Annotated in this window: 17 protein-coding genes; 8 read left to right on the top strand and 9 right to left on the bottom strand. The window is 70.4% G+C overall.

Annotation, left to right across the window (positions count from 1 at the left end; all coding sequences use genetic code 11):
• Positions 1-219 precede the first annotated feature (219 nt).
• The 5 genes from ACZ63D_RS26030 to ACZ63D_RS26010 are packed head-to-tail and all read left to right on the top strand — an operon-like array spanning position 220 to position 6,062.
• Positions 220-1,161, top strand: a complete 942-nt coding sequence (locus ACZ63D_RS26030; protein ID WP_465356953.1) for an ABC transporter permease — start codon at positions 220-222, stop codon at positions 1,159-1,161.
• Positions 1,158-2,159 carry an ABC transporter permease gene (locus ACZ63D_RS26025; protein WP_465356952.1) on the top strand — a complete coding sequence of 334 codons (1,002 nt, stop codon included), beginning with the start codon at positions 1,158-1,160 and terminating at the stop codon, positions 2,157-2,159. The genes ACZ63D_RS26030 and ACZ63D_RS26025 overlap by 4 nt, the downstream gene beginning before the upstream one ends.
• A 20-nt stretch (positions 2,160-2,179) precedes the next feature.
• Positions 2,180-3,868 (top strand): ABC transporter substrate-binding protein, encoded by a 1,689-nt coding sequence (locus ACZ63D_RS26020; RefSeq protein WP_465356951.1) that lies wholly within the window; start codon positions 2,180-2,182, stop codon positions 3,866-3,868.
• A gap of 4 nt (positions 3,869-3,872) precedes the next feature.
• On the top strand, positions 3,873-5,489 hold the full coding sequence (locus tag ACZ63D_RS26015; protein ID WP_465356950.1) for a dipeptide ABC transporter ATP-binding protein: 1,617 nt from the start codon (positions 3,873-3,875) through the stop codon (positions 5,487-5,489).
• Between the two features lie 54 nt (positions 5,490-5,543).
• Complete coding sequence (locus tag ACZ63D_RS26010; protein WP_465356949.1) at positions 5,544-6,062, top strand: dihydrofolate reductase family protein; 519 nt, start codon at positions 5,544-5,546, stop codon at positions 6,060-6,062.
• A gap of 64 nt (positions 6,063-6,126) precedes the next feature.
• Here the strand turns inward: ACZ63D_RS26010 and pip are convergent, their stop codons facing one another.
• On the bottom strand, positions 6,127-7,071 hold the full coding sequence (pip, locus tag ACZ63D_RS26005; protein WP_465356948.1) for a prolyl aminopeptidase: 945 nt from the start codon (positions 7,069-7,071) through the stop codon (positions 6,127-6,129).
• Positions 7,072-7,213: 142 nt separating this feature from the next.
• Here pip and ACZ63D_RS26000 point away from each other — a divergent pair, with 142 nt between their 5' ends.
• Entirely contained in the window at positions 7,214-7,888 is a 675-nt protein-coding gene (locus tag ACZ63D_RS26000) for a hypothetical protein (protein WP_465356947.1), read from the top strand.
• Positions 7,889-7,946: 58 nt separating this feature from the next.
• Positions 7,947-8,801, top strand: a complete 855-nt coding sequence (locus ACZ63D_RS25995; RefSeq protein WP_465356946.1) for an SAM-dependent methyltransferase — start codon at positions 7,947-7,949, stop codon at positions 8,799-8,801.
• Between the two features lie 3 nt (positions 8,802-8,804).
• Here the strand turns inward: ACZ63D_RS25995 and ACZ63D_RS25990 are convergent, their stop codons facing one another.
• From ACZ63D_RS25990 to ACZ63D_RS25965, 6 genes are all read right to left on the bottom strand, one after another.
• Positions 8,805-10,280: an APC family permease gene (locus ACZ63D_RS25990; protein WP_465356945.1), complete on the bottom strand. Its 1,476-nt coding sequence runs from the start codon at positions 10,278-10,280 to the stop codon at positions 8,805-8,807.
• Positions 10,281-10,313: 33 nt separating this feature from the next.
• Positions 10,314-11,657, bottom strand: a complete 1,344-nt coding sequence (locus ACZ63D_RS25985) for an MFS transporter (RefSeq protein ID WP_465356944.1) — start codon at positions 11,655-11,657, stop codon at positions 10,314-10,316.
• Positions 11,658-11,811: 154 nt separating this feature from the next.
• Positions 11,812-13,218: an aspartate ammonia-lyase gene (locus ACZ63D_RS25980; RefSeq protein WP_465356943.1), complete on the bottom strand. Its 1,407-nt coding sequence runs from the start codon at positions 13,216-13,218 to the stop codon at positions 11,812-11,814.
• A gap of 26 nt (positions 13,219-13,244) precedes the next feature.
• A complete protein-coding gene (locus tag ACZ63D_RS25975) occupies positions 13,245-14,369 on the bottom strand; it encodes a M20 family metallopeptidase (protein ID WP_465356942.1) in 1,125 nt (374 codons plus the stop codon).
• On the bottom strand, positions 14,369-15,046 hold the full coding sequence (locus ACZ63D_RS25970; RefSeq protein ID WP_465356941.1) for a DUF1028 domain-containing protein: 678 nt from the start codon (positions 15,044-15,046) through the stop codon (positions 14,369-14,371). Before ACZ63D_RS25970 ends, ACZ63D_RS25975 begins: the two co-directional genes overlap by 1 nt.
• The gene (locus ACZ63D_RS25965; protein ID WP_037805786.1) at positions 15,043-15,465 is read right to left on the bottom strand and encodes a RidA family protein; all 423 of its coding nucleotides are present in this window, start codon (positions 15,463-15,465) and stop codon (positions 15,043-15,045) included. The genes ACZ63D_RS25970 and ACZ63D_RS25965 overlap by 4 nt, the downstream gene beginning before the upstream one ends.
• A gap of 227 nt (positions 15,466-15,692) precedes the next feature.
• On the opposite strand from ACZ63D_RS25965, the gene ACZ63D_RS25960 reads away from it, so the two are divergent.
• On the top strand, positions 15,693-16,934 hold the full coding sequence (locus tag ACZ63D_RS25960) for a flavin-containing monooxygenase (protein ID WP_465356940.1): 1,242 nt from the start codon (positions 15,693-15,695) through the stop codon (positions 16,932-16,934).
• Between the two features lie 31 nt (positions 16,935-16,965).
• Here the strand turns inward: ACZ63D_RS25960 and ACZ63D_RS25955 are convergent, their stop codons facing one another.
• Together ACZ63D_RS25955 and ACZ63D_RS25950 are read right to left on the bottom strand one after the other, a co-directional pair.
• The gene (locus tag ACZ63D_RS25955; protein ID WP_465356939.1) at positions 16,966-17,877 is read right to left on the bottom strand and encodes a LysR substrate-binding domain-containing protein; all 912 of its coding nucleotides are present in this window, start codon (positions 17,875-17,877) and stop codon (positions 16,966-16,968) included.
• A gap of 14 nt (positions 17,878-17,891) precedes the next feature.
• On the bottom strand, positions 17,892-19,823 hold the full coding sequence (locus tag ACZ63D_RS25950) for a primary-amine oxidase (protein ID WP_465356938.1): 1,932 nt from the start codon (positions 19,821-19,823) through the stop codon (positions 17,892-17,894).
• Positions 19,824-19,839: the final 16 nt, after the last annotated feature.

Here is a 19,839-nt window from a genome sequence, read left to right as displayed (position 1 = left end):
GAACGGGTGATAACAAGGGTGGCCGGACCAACGGCGGCACGGCACACTGGGCCGGGCCGCCGAACCGCCGGTGACCTGCGCGGACCACCCGAATCGCGGAGGGAGGGACGACGCCGGTGTCGTCTCACGATCCGGGACGGGCGCCGCCGTCGTGGTGAATTTCCTTCGGGTTCTTTACTGTCACGTCGTCAAGTAACGCTGAATCTGCATAGGGAACCGTTGTCCGACATCCTGTCTCCCGGCAGCGCCGGCGTCCCGGCGGCCGCTCCGGCCTCCCGGAGCCTGTGGCGCGCGCTGCGGCACGACCGCTGGGCCCAGGCCAGCGCGGTCGTCATCGTGCTGGTGATCGTCACCGCTCTCGCGGCTCCTGTGCTCGCCCTGATCGAGGGCCAGGATCCCTACACCTACCACACTGAACTGCTGAATCCCGCCGACGGCACCGGCGCGGGATTCCTCGGCGGGATCAGCGGAAGCCACTGGTTCGGCGTCGAACCGCTGACCGGACGCGACCTCTTCGCGGTCGTCGCGTACGGCGCGCGCACGTCGTTCCTGATCGGGCTCGCCGCGACCGCGGTGTCGATGCTGCTGGGCGTGCTGCTCGGGGCGAGCGCCGGATACGCCGGCGGCTGGTGGGACACCGCGGTGAGCCGGGTGACCGACGTGCTGCTCGGGTTCCCGCAGCTGATCTTCATGATCGCGCTCGGCGCGGTCGCCCCGCAGTCGATCCCGCGGCCATTACTACTGATCGCGGTGATCGGCCTGTTCGGCTGGCCGCGCGTGGCCCGGGTGGTCCGCGCCCAGACGCTGAGCCTGCGCAACCGCGACTTCGTCAAGGCGGCCCGGGCGCTCGGCGCGGGCGGCGTGCACGTGTTCCGCCGCGAGCTGCTGCCGAACCTGTGGGCGCCGATCATCGTGCTGGCGACGGTGAGCATCCCGGCCAACATCGGACTGGAAGCCGCGCTGTCGTTCCTCGGCGTCGGCATCCCGCCGCCCACGCCGAGCTGGGGCCGTTCCATCAGCGACGCGATCAACTGGGTGCAGACCGATCCGATGTTCCTCATTTTCCCCGGCGCCGCGCTGTTCATCGCGACGCTGGCGTTCAACATGCTCGGCGACGGGCTGCGCGACGCGCTCGACCCGAAGACGGCGGTACGCCGGTGAACCGCACCCTGCGTTTCGTGGGCATCCGCCTGCTGGGCATGCTCGGCGTGCTGCTCGTGGTCAGCTTCGGCACCTTCGCGGTGTTCTACCTGCTGCCCACCGACCCGGCGTACATGTCGTGCGGCAAGCCGTGCACGCCGGAGAACCTGGCGCTGGCCCGGGAGTTCATGGGCTTCGACAAGCCGTGGGTCCAGCAGTACTTCGACTTCCTCGGCGGCATCTTCACCGGCCGCACGTTCGGCACCGGCGTCACGGCGATCGTCTGCTCCGCGCCCTGCTTCGGCTATTCGTTCCAGCAGAGCGAACCGGTGCTGACGCTGATCGGCGACCGGCTGCCGATCACGGTTTCGCTGGCCGTCGGCGCGTCGGTGATCTGGCTGATCGCCGGTGTCGCGACCGGGGTGTTCTCCGCGCTGCGCCGCGGGAAGTTCGCCGACCGGGCCGCGATGACGGTGACGCTCGCCGGGGTGTCCGCGCCCGCGTATCTGGTGGGGCTGCTGGGAATCCTGCTGTTCGGCTTCACGCTCGACGTGGTGCCGGTGAGCGGTTACGTGACGTTCGCGCAGAGCCCGGTCGACTGGGCGTGGCACCTCGTGCTGCCGTGGCTGGTGCTGGCGTTCATCAACGCCGCGGTGTACGCCCGGCTCTCGCGCGGCCAGATGCTCGAAATCCTGGGCGAGGACTTCATCCGCACCGCGCGGGCGGTCGGCCTGCCGGAGCGGACCGTCATCGGGAAGTACGCGCTGCGCAACGTGTTGCTGCCGGTGGTGACGGTGTTCGCGGTCGACCTCGGCGCGCTGCTCGGCGGCGCGGTGATCACCGAGCGGGTGTTCGCGCTGCCCGGTCTCGGCGGGCTGCTCGTCGACGCCGTGCATCAGGTCGACCTGCCGGTGCTGATGGGCGTCAGCCTGTTCGCCGCTTTCTTCGTCGTCCTCGCGAACTTCGCGGTGGACGTGCTCTACGGGGTCCTCGACCCCCGTGCTCGGCTCGGTTCTTGAGAAAGGGAACGGAAAAAACCATGGATCGCAGGGACTTCCTGAAGGCGCTGGGCATCACCGCCACGGTCACCGGTGCGGGGGCGTTCCTCGCCGCGTGCAACGCGAACGAGCAGTCCGGCGGCGGGGGAGCGGTCGCGGTGGCGTCCGGCGGGACGCTCTACATCCTCAGCGACACCACGTCGCAGCACCTCGACCCGGCGAAGAGCCAGAACCTCGCGATCACCACGATCAGCCTGATCCACCGGCGGCTCACCGCGTGGAAGACCGCCGCGGACGGCCCGGCCACCGTCGTCCCGGACCTCGCCACCGACACCGGCCGGGCAAGCGCGGACGGCAAGACCTGGACCTACACGCTCAAGGACGGCCTCAAGATGGCCGACGGCACGCCGATCACCAGCGCCGAGATCAAGTACGGCATCGAGCGGTCGTTCGATTCGGCGTTCTCCGGCGGCCTGAGCTACCACAAGAACCTGCTCGCCGGCGGCTCCGACTACAAGGGCCCGTTCAAGGGCGGGGAACTGGCGTCGATCGAGACCCCGGACCCGAAGACGATCGTGTTCCACCTGGCCCGCCCGTACGGCGACTGGCCGTGGATCGCCAGCATGCCCGCGTTCGCCCCGGTGCCGAAGGGCAAGGGCACCGACGCGACCTACGACACGAAGCCGGTCGCGTCCGGCCCGTACCAGGTCGAGTCGTACCAGAAGGGCGTGCAGGTCAAGTTCGTCCGGAACCCGAACTGGGACGCGAAGACCGACCTCGCCCGCACCGGCCTGCCCGACGCGGTCGTGATCCAGATGGGCCAGGACACCGGTGTCGTCGCGAAGCGGCTGCTGGCCAGCCAGGGCAACGACGCGTTCGCGTTCGGCTCGTCGTTCGTGAACCCGGCGCAGCTGGCGCAGATCCGCACGAACCCGGCGGCGAAGAACCAGCTCGTCACGTCGAAGTCCGGTGCGCTGGCCTACCTCGCGCTGAACACCAAGCGCGGTCCGCTGGCGAATCCCAAGGTGCGCCAGGCGTTCCAGTACGCCGTGGACAAGACCGCCTATCAGGTCGCCGCCGCGGGCAGCGCGGATCTGGCGGGCCCGATCGCGACGACGCTGATCACCGAGGGCATCGCCGGGCGCGAGGTGTACGACCTCTATCCGGCCCCGCCGTCCGGCGACGTCGCTAAGGCCAAGCAGCTGCTCGCCGAAGCGGGTTTCCCGAACGGCATCGACAATCTGGACTTCCCGGTGTCGACGGCGAACAACGAGGCGGACAAGGCGCAGGCGATCCAGGCCGCATTGCAGCGGGCGGGAATCCGCACCAAGCTGCGCCCGCTCGACGACGAGGCGTGGACCACGCTCGTCACCGGCAACGACGGCAACTACGACCTCACGCTGGGTTCGTGGCAGCCGGACTTCCCGAGCGCCAACGCCAACATCGAGCCGCTGTTCGGCACCTCGGAGATCGGCAACGGCGGGTACAACCAGGCGCGCTATTCGGCGCCCGAGGTGGACGCGCTGATCGCGCAGGCGCAGGGGACGGTCGACCCGGTCGCGGCCGGGAAGCTGTGGGCCAAGGCGGACAAGCGGATCATGCAGGACTCGCCGGTGGTCCCGCTGATCTACACCCGCAACTCGTTCCTGCACGGCGCGAAGGTCGGCAACTTCGCGATCGGCGCGTTCCCGGCGTACCCGAACTACCTCCAGATGGGCCTGGCGAAGTAATCCCGTGTCCGAGCAGCTGCTTTCCCTGCGCGACGTCTCGATCCGGTTCGGCGGCGCCGCCGCGGTTCGAGAGGTGAGCTTCGAGGTGAACCCCGGCGAGGTCGTCGCCCTCGTCGGGGAATCCGGTTCCGGCAAGTCGGTCACCGCGCTGTCGCTGCTCGGCCTGCTGCCGGACACCGCCACGGTGACCGGCTCCGCGATCCTCGACGGCCGCGATCTGTACACAGTGGACGGTCCGGCGCTGCGCGCGGTGCGCGGCGGCGAGATCGGCATGGTGTTCCAGGAGCCGATGAGCGCGCTGAACCCGGTGTTCCGGATCGGCACGCAGCTCGTGGACGCGGTGCGGGCGCACCGGAAGGTTTCGCGGGCGGTCGCTCGGGACCGGGCGAGGGAACTGCTGGAACTCGTGGAGCTGGACGCGCGGCGGGTGCTGCGCGCGTACCCGCATGAGCTGTCCGGCGGCCAGCTGCAGCGGGTGGTCATCGCGATCGCGCTGCTGCACGACCCGAAGCTGCTGATCGCGGACGAGCCGACGACCGCGCTGGACGTCACCGTGCAAGCCGGGATCCTGCAGCTGCTGCGGTCGCTGCGGGACCGGCTGGGCACGGCGATCCTGCTGGTGACCCACGACATGGGCGTGGTCGCGGACGTCGCGGACCGCGTCGTGGTGCTGCGCGACGGCGAGGTGGTCGAGCAGAACACCGCGGCCGGGTTGTTCGCCGCGCCGCGAGCGGACTACACGCGGGAACTGCTGTATTCGGTGCTGTCGCTGGGTTCCGAGCCGGGCGGGGCGGTGCGGCCGACGTCGGCTCCGCTGGTTTCGGTGACGGATCTGGCGGTGACCTACCGGGCCGGCGGCGGCGCCCCGCCGGTGCGCGCGGTCGACGGAGTGTCGCTGACGATCGGGACCGACGAAGTGCTCGGCCTCGTCGGCGAATCCGGTTCCGGCAAAAGCACGATCTCGTCCGTGCTGACCGGATTGGTCGCGCCCTCGGCGGGTTCCGTGCGGATCGGCGGAGCGGACGTCGTGCGCGCGTCGGCCCGGCAGCGGCGGGAGATCCGGCGGCAGATCGGGATCGTGTTCCAGAACCCGGCGTCCGCGCTGAACCCGCGCGCGACGATCGGCGCGAGCATCGCCGAACCGCTGGTGGTGCACGGCGAACGCGGCGAGCACCGGGAGCGGGTCGCGGAACTGCTCAGCGCCGTGCGGCTCGATCCCGGCTGGAGCGGCCGGTACCCGCACGAACTGTCCGGCGGGCAGCGGCAGCGGGTCGGGATCGCGCGGGCGCTGGCGCTGCGCCCGCGGCTGCTGATCGCGGACGAGCCGACGAGCGCGCTGGACGTCTCGGTGCAGGCGTCGGTGCTGGACCTGCTGGCGGACCTGCAGCGGGAACTGGCGTTCGCGTGCCTGTTCATCAGCCACGACCTGGCGGTGGTGGAGCGGGTCGCGGACCGGGTGGTCGTGCTGCACCGCGGGAAGGTCGTCGAGGAGGGCCCGGTGGCGTCGGTGCTCGGCTCGCCGCGCGAGGACTACACGCGGCGGCTGGTCGCCGCGGCGCCGGTGGCCGATCCGGACCTGCAGCGGGAACGCCGGGAGGCTTGGCGCGCGCTGTCCGGCTGACCGATGAGTTTCCTCCCTTCCGGGAGTCGGTACGGAAAACGGAAGGGGATCGCCATGGGAACACTGCTGTACTCCGCTGCGATGTCGCTGGACGGGTTCATCGCCAGGCCTGGCGGCGACATGGGGTGGCTCGCGCCGTACACCGGCGGCGCCGCCGACGGTCTGGCCGCGGAGGTCGGGGCGCTGCTCGTCGGCCGCCGGACTTTCCGCGGCGACGACCCGTATCGCGGCACGGAGGGCGAGGGCAAGCCTTTCGGCGGCGGCTGGGAAGGACCGCAGGTGGTGCTGACCCGCCAGGACGCTCCGGCGGTGCCCGGGGTGACGTTTTGCTCCTCGCTGGAGGAAGGCGTCGCGGCGGCCCGGGCGGCGGCGGGGGAGAAGACGGTGAACGTGCTGGGGGCTTCGGTCGGGCGGGCTTGCCTGGAGGCCGGTCTGCTGGACGAGGTGGCGGTCGTGGTGGAGCCGGTGCTGCTCGGCGGCGGGGTCCGGCTGTTCGAGCGGCCGGGTCCGCCGGTGCGGCTGGAGTTGGCGGCGCAGCGGGGGACGAGCCTTCGGTACCGCGTGCTGCGTTGAGGGGGCAGCGGTCGTCGGGCGGAATGGCTTGCGCTGCCGGACTTTCCGCGTCGCGCTGAGGGAGTCAGCGGTCCTCGAACCGTGCGATCGCCTCCAGCACCGCCGTCCTCATCGACGGGCTGCCGGTGTGCCCCGCGTCGTCGATCACGACCAGTTCGGCGTCCGGCCAGGCCTGGGCGAGCTGCCAGGCCTTCCGCAGCGGCGCGCTCAGGTCGGCGCGGCCGTGGATCAGCACCGCCGGGATGCCGTGCAGCCGGTCGATGTCGCGGAGCAGCTGGTCGTCTTCGAGCCAGGCGTGGTGGCTGTAGTAGTGCGCGCAGAGGCGGGCGAGCGTGATCAGCTCCTCGTCGGTGCCCGCGCTGAACTGGCCGGTCCGGCCGCCGACCCATTCGTGCGAGATCACCGCGTCCTCCCACGCGCACCAGTCCCGCGCGGCCTGGAGCTGCACCGCGCGGTCGGTACTCGCGAGCAGCCGCGAGTACCCGGCGAGGAGGTCGCCGTCCGGGTCGGGGGCGCCCGCGCGGAACGCTTCCCATTGCGCGGGCAGCAGCCGCCGGACGCCGCGGTAGAGCCAGTCGATCTCGTCCGGCGACGAGGTGAAGGCGGCGACCAGCACGATGGCGCTGACCCGTTCCGGATGCCGCTGCGCGTAGGCCAGTGCGAGCGTCGCGCCCCAGGAACCGCCGTAGAGCAGCCATTGTTCGACACCGAGATGGACGCGCAGTTTCTCCATGTCGGCGATCAGGTGCTCGGTGGTCTGGTGCTCCAGGCTGACCGCCGGGTCCGCGACGTTCGGCGTGCTCCGTCCGCAGCCGCGCTGGTCGAACGTCACGACGCGGAATTTCGCCGGGTCGAATCCGGTGCGGCCGAAGCCGCTGCCGCCTCCGCCGGGCCCGCCGTGCACGCACAGCACCGGTTTGCCGGTGCCGCTGGCGTCCCAGTAGATCTGCTGTCCGTCGCCGGCGTCGAGCATGCCGGCGGCGTCGGGTTCGACCGAAAACGGCCGCATCGCGGGCCTCCTCCCCGTGCGGAAACCCGTCGAGCGTACTGGATCACGCTCGAGGCGGGTTTACAGCGCGGACCGGGGGTCCCTAGGATCTGGCGCGCCGGAAGCGCCGCGGACGCGCGGCCCCGGCGGGGTGGAGGTCTGGATGGGGAACCCGGAATCCGGCAGCGACCTCGAATCGGTCGCGAAGCTCGTGCGGCTGTCCGAGACGGCGCCGATGCCCCGGATCGACGGCAGCGAACCCCCGCCGCTGGTGCGTCCCCGGGCCGACAGCGCCGAAGACGCTGCGTCGGCGTTCGGCGGGGTCCTCGACGTCTCGAGCGGCTCAGCGGCCGAACAGCTCGCCAAACGCGGTCCGGTGCCCGTCGCCGACCCGCCCGCGCCTCCAGCCCAGACCGCGCCGCCGGTCCAGCGGCGTCCGAGGCGCTACGGCCTCTTCGCCGGTGCTGCGGTGGTGGTGTGCGCGGGGCTGGGCTCGTGGGCGTTGTGGCCGTCGGCTTCCGGCGGGACGGACCCGCAGCCGGTGCAGCCGCCGCCCGCTCCGGCTCTCACCTCGTCGTCGGCGCCGCCCGCGGTGAGCACGCTCAGCGCGTCCCCGGCCCCGGCCAGCGGCCAGGTCCGCGACACGGTCGTCCGGGCCAGCAGCCGTCCCGCGACGACCGCGCCGCCGCCGCGCGTCGAGCAGACGCCGACCCCGCGGCAGGACAGCGGCACCGGCTCGCACGACTCGCTCGAAGACGCGTTCCGCTCGGCGGTCAGCTCGTACATGGAGCAATGGGGCGGCGACGAGGGCGACCGGCCGCGCCGCTGGCACGGCTGAGCGGCGGCAGTACTACTCTGAGTAGGCCACTGCCGACCGACCGCTCCGCGAGGTGTCCATGACCGGCTCGTCGTCCCCGTTGTCGCCCAGCCAGGTGCCGGTGGGGGTGGACCCGAACCGCCCGAGCATCGCGCGGATCTACGACGGGTTCCTCGGCGGGAACCACCACTACGAGGTGGACCGCGCGGTGATGGAGAAGATCAGCGCGGCGGTCCCGGAGGCGGTGCACATCGCCCGCGGCAACCGCGGTTTCCACAACCGCGTGCTGCGGATGCTGGCGAGCCAGACCGACATCCGGCAGTTCCTCGACTGCGGTTCCGGGCTGCCCACGGCGGAGAACACCCACCAGATCGTGCAGCGCTACCACCGCGACGCGACGGTGGTGTACGTCGACAACGACCCGGTGGTGCTCGCGCACGGCCGCGCGCTGCTGGAGGACAACGAGTTCACGCACATGGTCGAGGCCGACATCTTCCAGCCGCAGGCTGTGCTGGGGAACGAAACCGTGCGCGAGTACATCGACTTCTCGGAGCCGGTGGCGCTGCTGCACATCGGCACGATGCACCACTACGAGGGCGACGGCGCGGTCGAGGTGATGCGCGAGTACATCGACGCCCTCGCGCCCGGTTCGTACGTCGCCCTCGCGCATTTCTACGACCCCGAAGTGCCGGAGCTGACCGCGGTCGCGAAGCGGATCGAGGAAATCCTCGTGTCCGGACCGCTGGGCGCCGGCCGGTTCCGCACCCGCGCGGAGATCGAAGCGATGCTGCCCGGCCTGGAGCTGCTCCCGCCGAGCAGCACGGACGGTCCCGGGTTGTCGGTCGCCGACGAGTGGTGGCAGGACGGGCCGAGGCTCAAGCCGCTCAGCGACGCGGCCCGGTGTGTCGCGGGTGTGGTGGGGCGGAAGCCCTGATCGCTACGCCGGTCGCGGGACTTCCGCGACCGGCGCGGGTCGCCTGCGCGCGACGAGGTAGCCGACGAACCCGAACCCGATCAGCACGGCCAGCGTCCCGGCGGTGAACAGCTCGAAGGTCAGCCGCGACACGCCCCAGGTCGCCTCGAAGTCGTACGGCACGCCGAGCGCTTGGTCGAGCACCCCGGGCACCACCGTCTGCCACGCGCCGAGCAGAATCCACGCGTAGATCAGCACCGAGCTGACCCAGAGCCCGGCCCGTCCGCCGGGCACCCGGAACGGACGGTCCGCCGCGGGATATTTCCGCCGCAGCACCAGAATTGTCGGGAAGATCAGCAGGTACGACAGCAGCAGCGTGCTCACCGCGATGTTGAGCACCACCGCGAACACCGCCGAGGCCGAACTGCTCTGCACGATCGTGGCGACCACGGTGAACGCGGTCGCGACCACGCCCGAGAGCAGGTTGACCCGCAGCGGCGTGTTCAGCTTCGGATGGAACGCGCCGAACCAGCGCGGGAAGGCTCCGTCGACGGCGGCCATCGCCTGGATGCGGTCCGAAGCGATCATCCACGAGCAGCCCTGGTTCAGCAGGACGAAAACGAACACGACGGCGGCGAGCGTCAGCATGGTGTCCGAAGCGCCGCCGTAGACGGAGAACACCTGGCGCACCGCGTCGAGGAAACCGCCGAGCCCGTTGATCTTGTCCGGCGGCATCACCAGCACGATGCCGAAAACCGGCACCAGATAGCACAACGCCGACACCAGGCCGGAAACGCCCACGGTGACCGGGACGTCGCGCCGCGGGTTGTGCATTTCCTCGGCGGCGCCGTTGGGGGCCTCGAACCCGACCAGGGCGAACATCAGAACCGGGACCACGGCGAGGAAGCCGCCGATCGTCGGGGAAAACGCGAGCGAGCCGTGCACGCCGTTGCGGGCCGCGTAGATCGCCGCGGTGACGGCGAAAAGCACCACGAGCCCGACTTTCAGCAAAGCTCCGGCGGCGATGAACCACTTGCCGTACCGCAGGCTCACCACCGCGCCGAGGATCGCCAGCCAGATGAAGACCAGCTTGAACACGTAGTCCGCGAACCCGCCCGGCGAAGCCGGGACCAGGTATTGCTGCCAGGTCGCGGCGGCGAGGAAGGTGATCGATCCGCCCAGCCACACCGGGTTGGTGATCCAGTACAGCAGTGTGCCGAGCGCCGCGGGCAGCTTCCCGAACGCGAGCCGCAGCCACACGAACGGGCCGCCCTCCGCCGGGAACGCGCTGCCCAGTTCGGCCATGACCAGTCCGTACGGGAACAGGAACAGCACCAGGAGCACGGCGGTCCAGGTGACCGCCTCCGCCCCGGAAGTCGCGATCTGGCCGATGGTGTCCACCGAGATGATGGCCGCGATCGCGAGGAAGATCGAGTCGATCCGGCGCAGATTCCGCCGCAGGTTTCCGGATTCGCTGTTGACGAACTGGGGCTCGGACACGCTTCACCGCCTTTGGTGAATCGAGGGGGGGAGTCAGGCTTCGGTGTTCTCCAGGTCTTCCTTGTGCAGCAACGGGGTTCCGGCCGTCTCGCGCATCGAGAAAGCGGCGATGAGGCCGACGGCGGCCGCGGCCATCAGGTACGGCCCGGGCACGAGCGTGCTGCCGGTGGCGGAAATCAGGACAGTCATCAGGTACGGCACGGTGCCGGCGAACAGCGCGGCGGTGATGTTGTACGCGATCGAAAGTCCGCTTTGCCGGGTGCGGGTCGGGAAGATCTCCGCGGACCACACCGCGTAGGTGCCGAGAATCGCCGCCAGGATCGCGCCGAGGACGAGCCCGCCGATCCAGGTGCCGACGAGGCCGGTGCGCATCAGCAGGTAGGCAGGAGTGGCGAGGACGAAAAGCGCGACGCCCGCGCCGATCAGGACCGGACGGCGGCCGACCCGGTCGGAAAGCCGGCCGAAGAAGGGCACCAGGACCAGCCCGACGAGCGAGATCACTGTGGACAGTGCGGCGGCGCTGCCGGACGAGTGGCCGAGGTAGTCGGTCTCGTACGTGACCAGGTAGGTGAGCACGGCGTAGAACGGCACGTGCATCATGGTCATCAGCCCGGCCGCCTGCAGCAGCTGTTTCTTGTTGTGGCGGAACAGTTCCCGGACCGGGCTGCGCGGCACGTTGTCGGTCGCTTCGAGGGCGCGGTACTCGGGGGTGTCCTCGATCTTGCTGCGGATGACGAACCCTACGACGCCCAGCGGCGCGGCGATCAGGAACGGGACGCGCCAGCCCCACGACGCGAGCTGCGCGTCCGTCAGGCCGATCGACAGCAGCAGGAAGACGAACGAGCCGGCGAGGAATCCCAGCAGCGAGCCGACTTCCAGCCAGCTGACGCCGAAACCGCGGCGCCGGCGCGGCGCGTACTCGGCGAGGAAGCTCGCCGCGCTGCCGAATTCGCCGCCCGCGGCGAGGCCCTGCAGCAGGCGCAGCAGCACCAGCAGGACCGGGGCCGCGATGCCGATCGTGGAGTAGCCCGGCAGCAGGCCGATCACGAGCGTGGCCCCGGACATCACGAAAATGACCACCGAGAGCGTGCGCTTGCGGCCGATCTTGTCGCCCAGCGGGCCGAAGATCAGCGCGCCGATCGGCCGGATGCCGAACGACACCGCGAAGACGCCGAACACCGCGAGCAGTCCCGCGGTCGAGTCGCCCGCCGGGAAGAACACCGACGCGATGGTGCTGGCGAGGTAGGCGTAGGCGGCCCAGTCGAACCAGTGCACGAAGACGCCGACGGCGCCGGCGGCGACGCTGCGGCGCAGGGTGGCGGGATCGGCGCTCTGGTCGGCGAGGTCTGGCGCCGGAGAGGCGTCGGGTGCGGTCATGGGTGGCCTCCTTGGACCGGTTCTCCGGGAGGACGCTAAGAGCGGCCCACGGCATCTAACAAGAAGTAATAAGCAAAGCAATGCATCTGTTCGGTTTATGCAGAAGCGCTGAGCTGTGCCGACACGAGGGCCTGACGGCGGCGAAACACAGCGTTCACGAGCGGGACGGGCCGCCGGTGAGGGCCTGCGGAGTGATCAGCGCTCGGAGGTGTTCGTCGGGCAGCAGCCTTCGTTCCCGCACGAGTTCCAGCGCGGGACGGCCGGTGCGGTGTGCTTCCAGGGCGAGTGTGCACGCAGTTTCGTAACCGAGCGCGGGGCTCAACGCGGTGACCACACCGGTCGAGGTGGCGACGAGGTCGGCGAGGTGTTCCCGGCGCGCGGTGATGCCGCGGACGCACTGGTCGGCGAGCACCCGGACACCGGCGGTGAGATGGTCGAGCCCGGCGGTCAGCGCCCGCGCGATGATCGGCTCGAAGGCGTTGAGCTGCAACTGCCCGCCCTCAGCGGCGAGCGTGATCGTGACATCGTGGCCGATGATTTCGAAGGCGATCTGGTTGACCGCCTCCGGGATCACCGGGTTGACCTTGCCCGGCATGATCGACGACCCGGCTTGGCGCGCGGGCAGGGCGATCTCGCCGAACCCGGCCTGCGGCCCGGACGAGAGCAGCCGGAGATCGTTGCAGATCTTGGACACTTTGACCGCCACGCGTTTCAGCACCCCAGAGAGCTGCACGAACACGCCGACATCCTGGGTCGCCTCGATCAGGTCGGGCGCGGACACGAGCGTCGCGATGCCGGTCAGCTCGCGCAGGTGCTCGACGGCTCTCTCCCGGTAGCCGGGACGGGCGTTGAGGCCGGTGCCGATCGCCGTGCCGCCGAGGTTCAGCTCGTGCAGCAGCAGCCGGGCCTCGGCGAGCCGTTGCTCGTCCTCGCCGAGCGTGGCGGCGAACGCGCCGAACTCTTGGCCGAGCGTCATCGGAACGGCGTCCTGCAGCTGCGTGCGGCCCATTTTGAGGACGTCGGCGAACTCGGCCGCCTTGTCCGCGAACGCTTCCCGCAGCCCGGCGAGCGCGGCGAGCAGTTCGGCGAGATGCCGGTCGAGGGCGAGCTTGACCGCGGTGGGGTAGACGTCGTTGGTGCTCTGGCCGAGATTGACGTGGTCGAGCGGATGCAGGTGCGAGTACTCGCCGCGGGCGTGGCCGAGCAGCTCCAGGGCGCGGTTGGCGACGACCTCGTTGGCGTTCATGTTCGTCGAGGTCCCGGCTCCGCCTTGGATGAGGTCGACGACGAACTGGTCGTGCAGGCGCCCGTCCCTGATCTCCGCGCACGCCTGCCCGATCGCCTCGGCCCGGTCCGGCGAGAGGGCGCCGACTTCCGCGTTGGCGCGCGCGGCGGCCTCCTTGACGGTGACGAGCGCGGCGACGAGATGCGGCCGGTCGGCGAGGGTTTCCCGCGTGATCGGGAAATTGACCAGCGCACGGGCGGTGTGCGCGCCGTAGTAGACGTGGCCGGGCACGCTGATCTCGCCGAGCATGTCGTGCTCGGAACGGGTGCTGGACATCGGTGTCCTTCCCGGAAGGAGTGGGTTCAGGAGGTGCGGTCGACGCCGGTCCACGCCAGCGCGATCGCGCCGTCCAGCAGGGCCCGTTCCGCCGTGCCGCCGACGCAGTGCGCGGCGAACTCGCGCTGGTGGTTGATCGCGGGCAGCGACCCGATCCCGATATAGGGGTGAATCGCGGGAACGACCTGCGAGACGTTGCCCATGTCGGTGGACGCGCGGTTCATCCGGGACGCGGTGCCGTCCGGGGCGAACTCGCGGCCGAGTTCGAGCGCGTTGGCGCGGTAGGTGGCCAAAGCCGTTTCGTCGGCCCGGAATTCGGCGTACGGTTTGCTTTCCGGTTCGACGCTCAGCTCGCAGCCAGTGGCCAGCGCACCGGCCTCGAAGGCCCGCATGACGCGCGGTTCCACTTCGGACAGTTCCGCCAGCGTCTCGGCTCGTACGTACCACCGGCCGGACGCGTGTTCGGGAATCGCGTTGGGCGCGTCCCCGGCGTGCGTGACGATGCCGTGTACTCGGGCTGACGCTGGAAGTTGCTGTCGCAGAAGGCCGATCGCGACTTGGGCGACGGTGAACGCGTCGGCCGCGTTGACCCCGGCCTCTGGATAAGCCGCGGCATGCGCGGACTTGCCGGTGTAGGAGATCTTCGAGTGGCTGACGGCGAACGGCCGCGCTTCGGCGACGTCCACCGGTGCCGGATGCGCCATCATCGCGAGGTCCACGCCAGCGAACGCGCCGCGTTCCAGCAGTTCGATCTTGCCGCCGCCGCCCTCTTCCGCCGGGGTGCCGTAGACCTCGACGGTGATCCCGAGGTCGTCGGCGACCGCGGCGAGCCCCAGCGCCGCGCCGACGGAGCTGGCCGCGATGAGGTTGTGCCCGCAGGCGTGGCCGAGGCCGGGAAGCGCGTCGTACTCGGCGCACAGCGCGATCCGCGTCGGCCCGGAGCCGAAACTGGCGTGGAACGCGGTGGCGAGCCCGAGGTACTGGGCCGTGACCGCGAACCCGGCCCGATCGAGCAGCTCGGGCACCGCGGCAGCCGCGCGATGCTCCTCCCACGCGGTTTCCGGGTCGGCGTGCAGCCGCTCGGACAGCCGGATCAGCTCGTCGGCGTGCTTTTCGACCGCGGCGCGGGCGGCCGCTTTGCTCGCTGCCATCATTCGTCTCCCGGCACGCCGTAGGACGGCGCCGCTGCCGGGTTGAGGCCGCGGGTGACGTAGTCGTCGCGCTGGGGGAGCCAGACGTCGAGGAGTTCGGCGAGGTGCTCGATCGGCTCGTCCGCCCAGTCCACGCGCAGATCCGTGACCGGCCACTCTGCGCCGGACACCACGACCAGGCCGGCGGACCGAACCGGGCCTTTCTCGCCGCCCGCCGCGAGCCCGGCTCGCATCGCCGCGACGAGGCGCTGTTCCAGCTCGCCGGTCGCCTCGGCGAAAGCGTCCACCATGGACTGCGGAATGTGGTCGCCGGCCAGCATGTTGCCCGCCGCGACCACGCCGTCCGCCGTCGCCGACGCGTGGGTGCCGAGGGTTTTCGAGCCGCTGTAGGCGAAACCGGGTCCCGAGCGGCCGAGCACGGTCAGCTGCCGGTACTCGATGTGCTCCGCCGCCGACGTGACCTCGGCGAGCGCTTTCTCCGGATCGCCGTGCTCGGCAAGGCGGTCCAGTAAGCGTCCGCCGAGGCGCGGGTCGGTGATGTTCTGCGAGGAAGCCGCACCGAGGTTTGGGCGCAGATGCGCGACGCGGGCGACGACCGCTGGGCTGGACGAGCTGGCCGCGATGCCGAACCGGACGGTCCCGCCGGAAGTGTCGCGGGCGACGATCGAAAAGGTCACTTCTCCTCCTCCGGGATCACCGCGATGGCGTCGATCTCGCACAGCCATTCCGGCCGGGCGAGCGCGGACACGACCACGCCGGTCGAGATCGGGTGCACGCCTTTGGTCCAGCGTCCGACGGTGCGGTAGACGGCCTCGCGGTAACGCGGGTCGACCAGGTAGATCGTGAGCTTGACCAGGTGCTCCATCCGGCTGCCCGCTTCTTCGAGCAGCATCTTGATGTTCGCCATCGCCTGTTCGGCCTGCGCGGCGACGTCGCCGATCCCCACCGATTCGCTCGTGTCGAGGTCCTGCCCGATCTGGCCGCGGACGTAGACCGTGCCGTTGGCGACGACGGCCTGGCAGAGGTCGTTGTCGAGGTTCTGCTCCGGGTAGGTGTCCCGCGTGTTGAACGGGCGGATGCGACGGTGGACAGTCACTGCGTGGCCTTCCCTGCGGCGGTCGTCGGACGCCTCAGCCTGACCGCGCCGCCGAGGTTCTGTCCAGTAGATGTTTCTGGACCAATGCATCGGTTCCCTTGATGCACTCTGCATCGGCGAAACAGATCTTGAGTGCCGGAAACATCTGTTGGACACGGGCAGTGCGGGGCCGTGAGGATCCGGGGGAGACGGCGCTGAACCGCGCTGGAGCCGGAGCGGAGGTCTGGATGTCGAGCGAACAGGTGGAGGCCCTCGTCGTGGGCGGGGGTCAGGCCGGCCTGGCGATGAGCGAGCACCTGAGCGAATGCGGCGTGCCGCACGTCGTCCTGGAACGGGACCGGATCGCCGAACGCTGGCGAACGCAGCGGTGGGACTCGCTGGTGGCGAACGGTCCCGCGTGGCACGACCGGTTCCCGGGCCTGGAATTCCCCGATGTGGCGCCGGGCGAATTCGCGTCGAAGGACCAGGTCGCGGATTATTTCGAGGCCTACGCGGAGAAAATCGCCGCGCCGATCCGCACCGGAGTCGAGGTGACCTCGGTGCGGCGGCACGAGGGCAAACCCGGATTCCGCGCCGAAACCTCGGAAGGAACCATCGACGCCCGGTTCGTCGTCGCGGCGACCGGCCCGTTCCAGCGCCCGGTGATCCCGCCGATCGTGCCCGCCGACGCGGGGCCGGTGCAGCTGCACTCCAGCGGCTACCGGAACCCGGGCCAGCTTCCCGAAGGCGCGGTGCTGGTGGTCGGCGCGGGTTCGTCGGGCGTGCAGATCGCCGAGGAACTGCGTCGCGCCGGGCGCGAGGTGTACCTGTCGGTCGGGCCGCACGACCGTCCGCCGCGCAGCTACCGCGACCGCGACTTCTGCTGGTGGCTCGGCGTTCTGGGCAAGTGGGACGCCGAGACGCCGCCCGCCGGCGCGGAACACGTGACCATCGCGGTCAGCGGCGCGCGCGGCGGGCACACCGTGGACTTCCGGGCGCTGGCCGGACTCGGCATCACACTCGTCGGCATGACCGGCGCGTACGCCGACGGCAATCTCAGCTTCGCGACGGACCTGGCGAAGAACATCGCGGCGGGCGACGAGAATTACCTTGCCCTGCTTGACGAAGCCGACGCCTACGTGGCACGCAACGGCCTCGACCTGCCCGAGGAACCGTCCGCCCGGGAACTGGGCCCGGCCCCGGCGTGCGTCACCGACCCGGTGCTGGAACTGGACTTGGCCGCCGCCGGAGTGACCTCGATCGTCTGGGCGACCGGATTCGCCGTCGACTACAGCTGGCTCCAGGTCGACGCCTTCGACGAGAAGGGACGGCCGAAGCACCGCCGCGGGGTGTCGGTGGAACCGGGCGTGTACTTCCTCGGCCTGCCGTGGCTGGCGCGGCGCGGGTCGAGTTTCATCTGGGGCGTGTGGCACGACGCGAAGTTCGTCGCCGACCACATCGCGATCCAGCGCGGGTACCAGAGCTACTGATCGTGGGGGCGGCGCGGGTTCGCCCGCGCCGCTATCGCGAGTACATCGCGCGGCACAGCTCCCGGAACTCCTGTGCCCGCCGGGTGAGCCGGACGCCCCGCATCGCGGCGAGGACGATCTCCAGCGACGGAACGTCGTCGGTCAGCGTCAGCGGCACGACGCTGGCCCCCGCGTAAGTCGTGTCGGCGGGCGGGCGCTGGTTGAGCAACGCGAACCCGTGCCCCGAAGCCACCAGCGCCCGCACCGTCTCGTACCCGCTCGTCCGATGCCGGATCCGCGGCGCCACTCCGGCGTCGCTCAGGATCGACTGCAGGTATTCCCGGCTGTGCGGCAGGTCGAGCAGCACCATCGGTTCCTCGGCGAGCTCCCGCAGCGACACCTTTCGGCTCTTCCGCCGGGCGAGCGGGTGGTCCTCGGCGACGAGAGCGTAGGGAGCGGCGGTGCCGACCACCTCGCGGTCGATGTCGTCGTCCAGGTCGTAGCCGTACAGCATCGCCAGCTCGGTCTCACCCGCCCGCAGCGCAGCTTTGAGCGCTTTGTGCTCGCCCTCGCGCAGGGACACGTGGACGCGCGGATGCCTGCTCTCGAACTCGGCCAGCAAGCTCGGCAAACGGAACGGCGCGAGCGTGGTGAAGCAGCCGACGGTGAGGGTGCCGACCAGGTCGGTGCCGGATTGCCGCGCGGTTTCGACCAGCTCCGCGCCGTGCGCCAGGAAATCCAGCACCCGCTTGTAGAACTCCTCGCCTGCCGTGGTCAAGCTGAGCCCCCGGGCGTGGTGGCGCAGCAGGAATTGCACGCCCATTTCCTTCTCCAACTGCGCGATCGCCGTCGAAACGGCCGACTGCGACACCATCAGCTCCCTCGACGCGGCCGTCATGCTCAGGTGCCGCGCCGCCGCCTCGAAGTAGCGCAGCTGCACGAGGGTGAAGGAAGGCTCGCTCATGCCGACATCCTGCCTCAGCCGCAGCAGCCGGGATGCTGCGGTTTCGGCGCGGGCGTGTCCAGCGCCGGGTTGGCGTCGAAGAATCCGCTCGGCTTGAGCGTGAAGCCGGTGCGGTCGACGGGCATGACCGGCCAGTCCTCGGTCCGCGGGTAGTGCGTGAGGCCGAAGGTGTGCCAGACGACGAGGTCGGCCCCGTCGAGATCGCGGTCGGCCTGGATCCAGGTGTCGATGCCGGTTCTGCCGTCGTTCTGGTTGACGTACTCGCCCGCCGGGAAGCGCTCGTCCTCGGAGTACGCGGTGACCCACAGGTGCTTGCGGGTGAAGGCGGCGCGGCGGGCGATGGACGACGCGTCGTCGGCCAGCAACGGCGGCTGGCCTTCGGGGTGCAGGGTGTAGCCGACCGGTTTACCGAGCGCGTTGCGGGATTCGGGATTGCTGATGCGCCAGGTGCGGCCGAGGGTGCCGTCGGCGAGCCGGGCCGCCTCGGATTCCTTGGCCAGCCTGGTGATTTTCCGGGTGAAGGCGTTGCCGTACGGGTTGCCCGGGCCGATCGGGACGCGCTGCGCGTCGATCTCGTCGACGGCGTTCGACAGGCCGTCGACCATCATGTCCAGCCGCGCGCAGAACAAATGCTGGTGGAACGGCGCGCCGACGCCCGGGGCGATTTCAGCGGCCCACGGATACTCGTCCCCGCCCGGGAAAGCGGACGCGAAGACGACGCCGGTGGCCTTGCATTCGAGTTCGATCGTGCCGTCGAGGTAGAGATACCAGTAGAAGCCGTAGTCGTAGTTGCCGACCGTGACGAAGAACGAGACGACCAGCCGGCGCTGCCGCCGGGTGGAGACGCTTCCGTTGTAGTGATCGGTGTGCTTCCACAGCACGCCAGCGTCTTCCTCGTGCAGGCAGATCGCGTTCGTGATGGTGTGCGGCTGGCCGTCGTCATCGTGTACGACAGCGTCGAAATAGCGGATCTCGCCGAGGCAGTCGCAGCCGAGAGCGAGCGAGTTGGCTTCCTTGCCCAGCGAGTACTCGCCGGCGTCGAAGTAGTTCTGCCAGAACCGGACCGGGCTCGGATCGCCGTAGGGCACGACCATCTCGGCGACCGAAGCGCGGTAGACGACCGGACGCGGCCGGTCGCCGTCCTGGAAGCCGATTTGGTGCAGGGTAAGGCCTTCCACCGCGTTGAAGCCGATCCGGAACTGCCACTTCTCCCACGTGACGACGTCGCCGTCGACGGTGAAGCTCGGTCCCTCGGGCTGGGTGATCACGATGGGCTTCTGCGTCGTCCGGGCCGGGCCGTCGAGGTGGTAGTCGCAGGCGGTGCGCGGGATGTCGGCCGGGCCGTCGTCGACGAGGTCGTGCACGCGCCCGGCGATGAGGTCGACGTAGGCCACGACGCCGTCGATCGGATGCGCCCAGAGGTCGTCCTTGTTCAGCTGCAGGAAGGCCAGGCAGCGCACGAGCCGGAGCCCGGTTTCGCCGGGGATGTCGAAGCATCCGGCGCTGAGCGCGGAGATGCGCACCGAACGGGGTTCGTCGATCCCGCGGCGGCGCATGGCCGCGTTCCACGCCTCGTCCTTCCAGAGGATCTCCTCGACCAGGTCGAACTCCTCGTGCAGGATCGGCGGCTGGCCCTCGGCGACCACGTCCACCGCCCGGTCCGCCACGACCTCGCCGCTGGTCAGCGACACCACCACCTCGCGCACCGCGCCGCTCTGGCGGTCCAGCAGCAGCGAGCGGACGCGGCGGTCCACCGGGTCGCCCGGCTGCCACGCCAGCACGGCCGCCTTCGCCGGTTCGAGCAGGGAGACGAGCGAGAACCGGGTGGTGGCGGTCGCGATTCCGGCCTCGGCCAGCAGTTCGCGGTTGCGGGCGACCTCGGCTCCGGTCAGGCGCGAGAGAGGGTGGGCCATGCGCGTCTCCTCGTTCTTTGCGGTCTGTCGCAAAGAATGCGTCCTGGGA

Source organism: Amycolatopsis sp. NPDC104775 (assembly GCF_055583325.1).
This window is presented reverse-complemented; position numbering and strand designations above follow the sequence as displayed.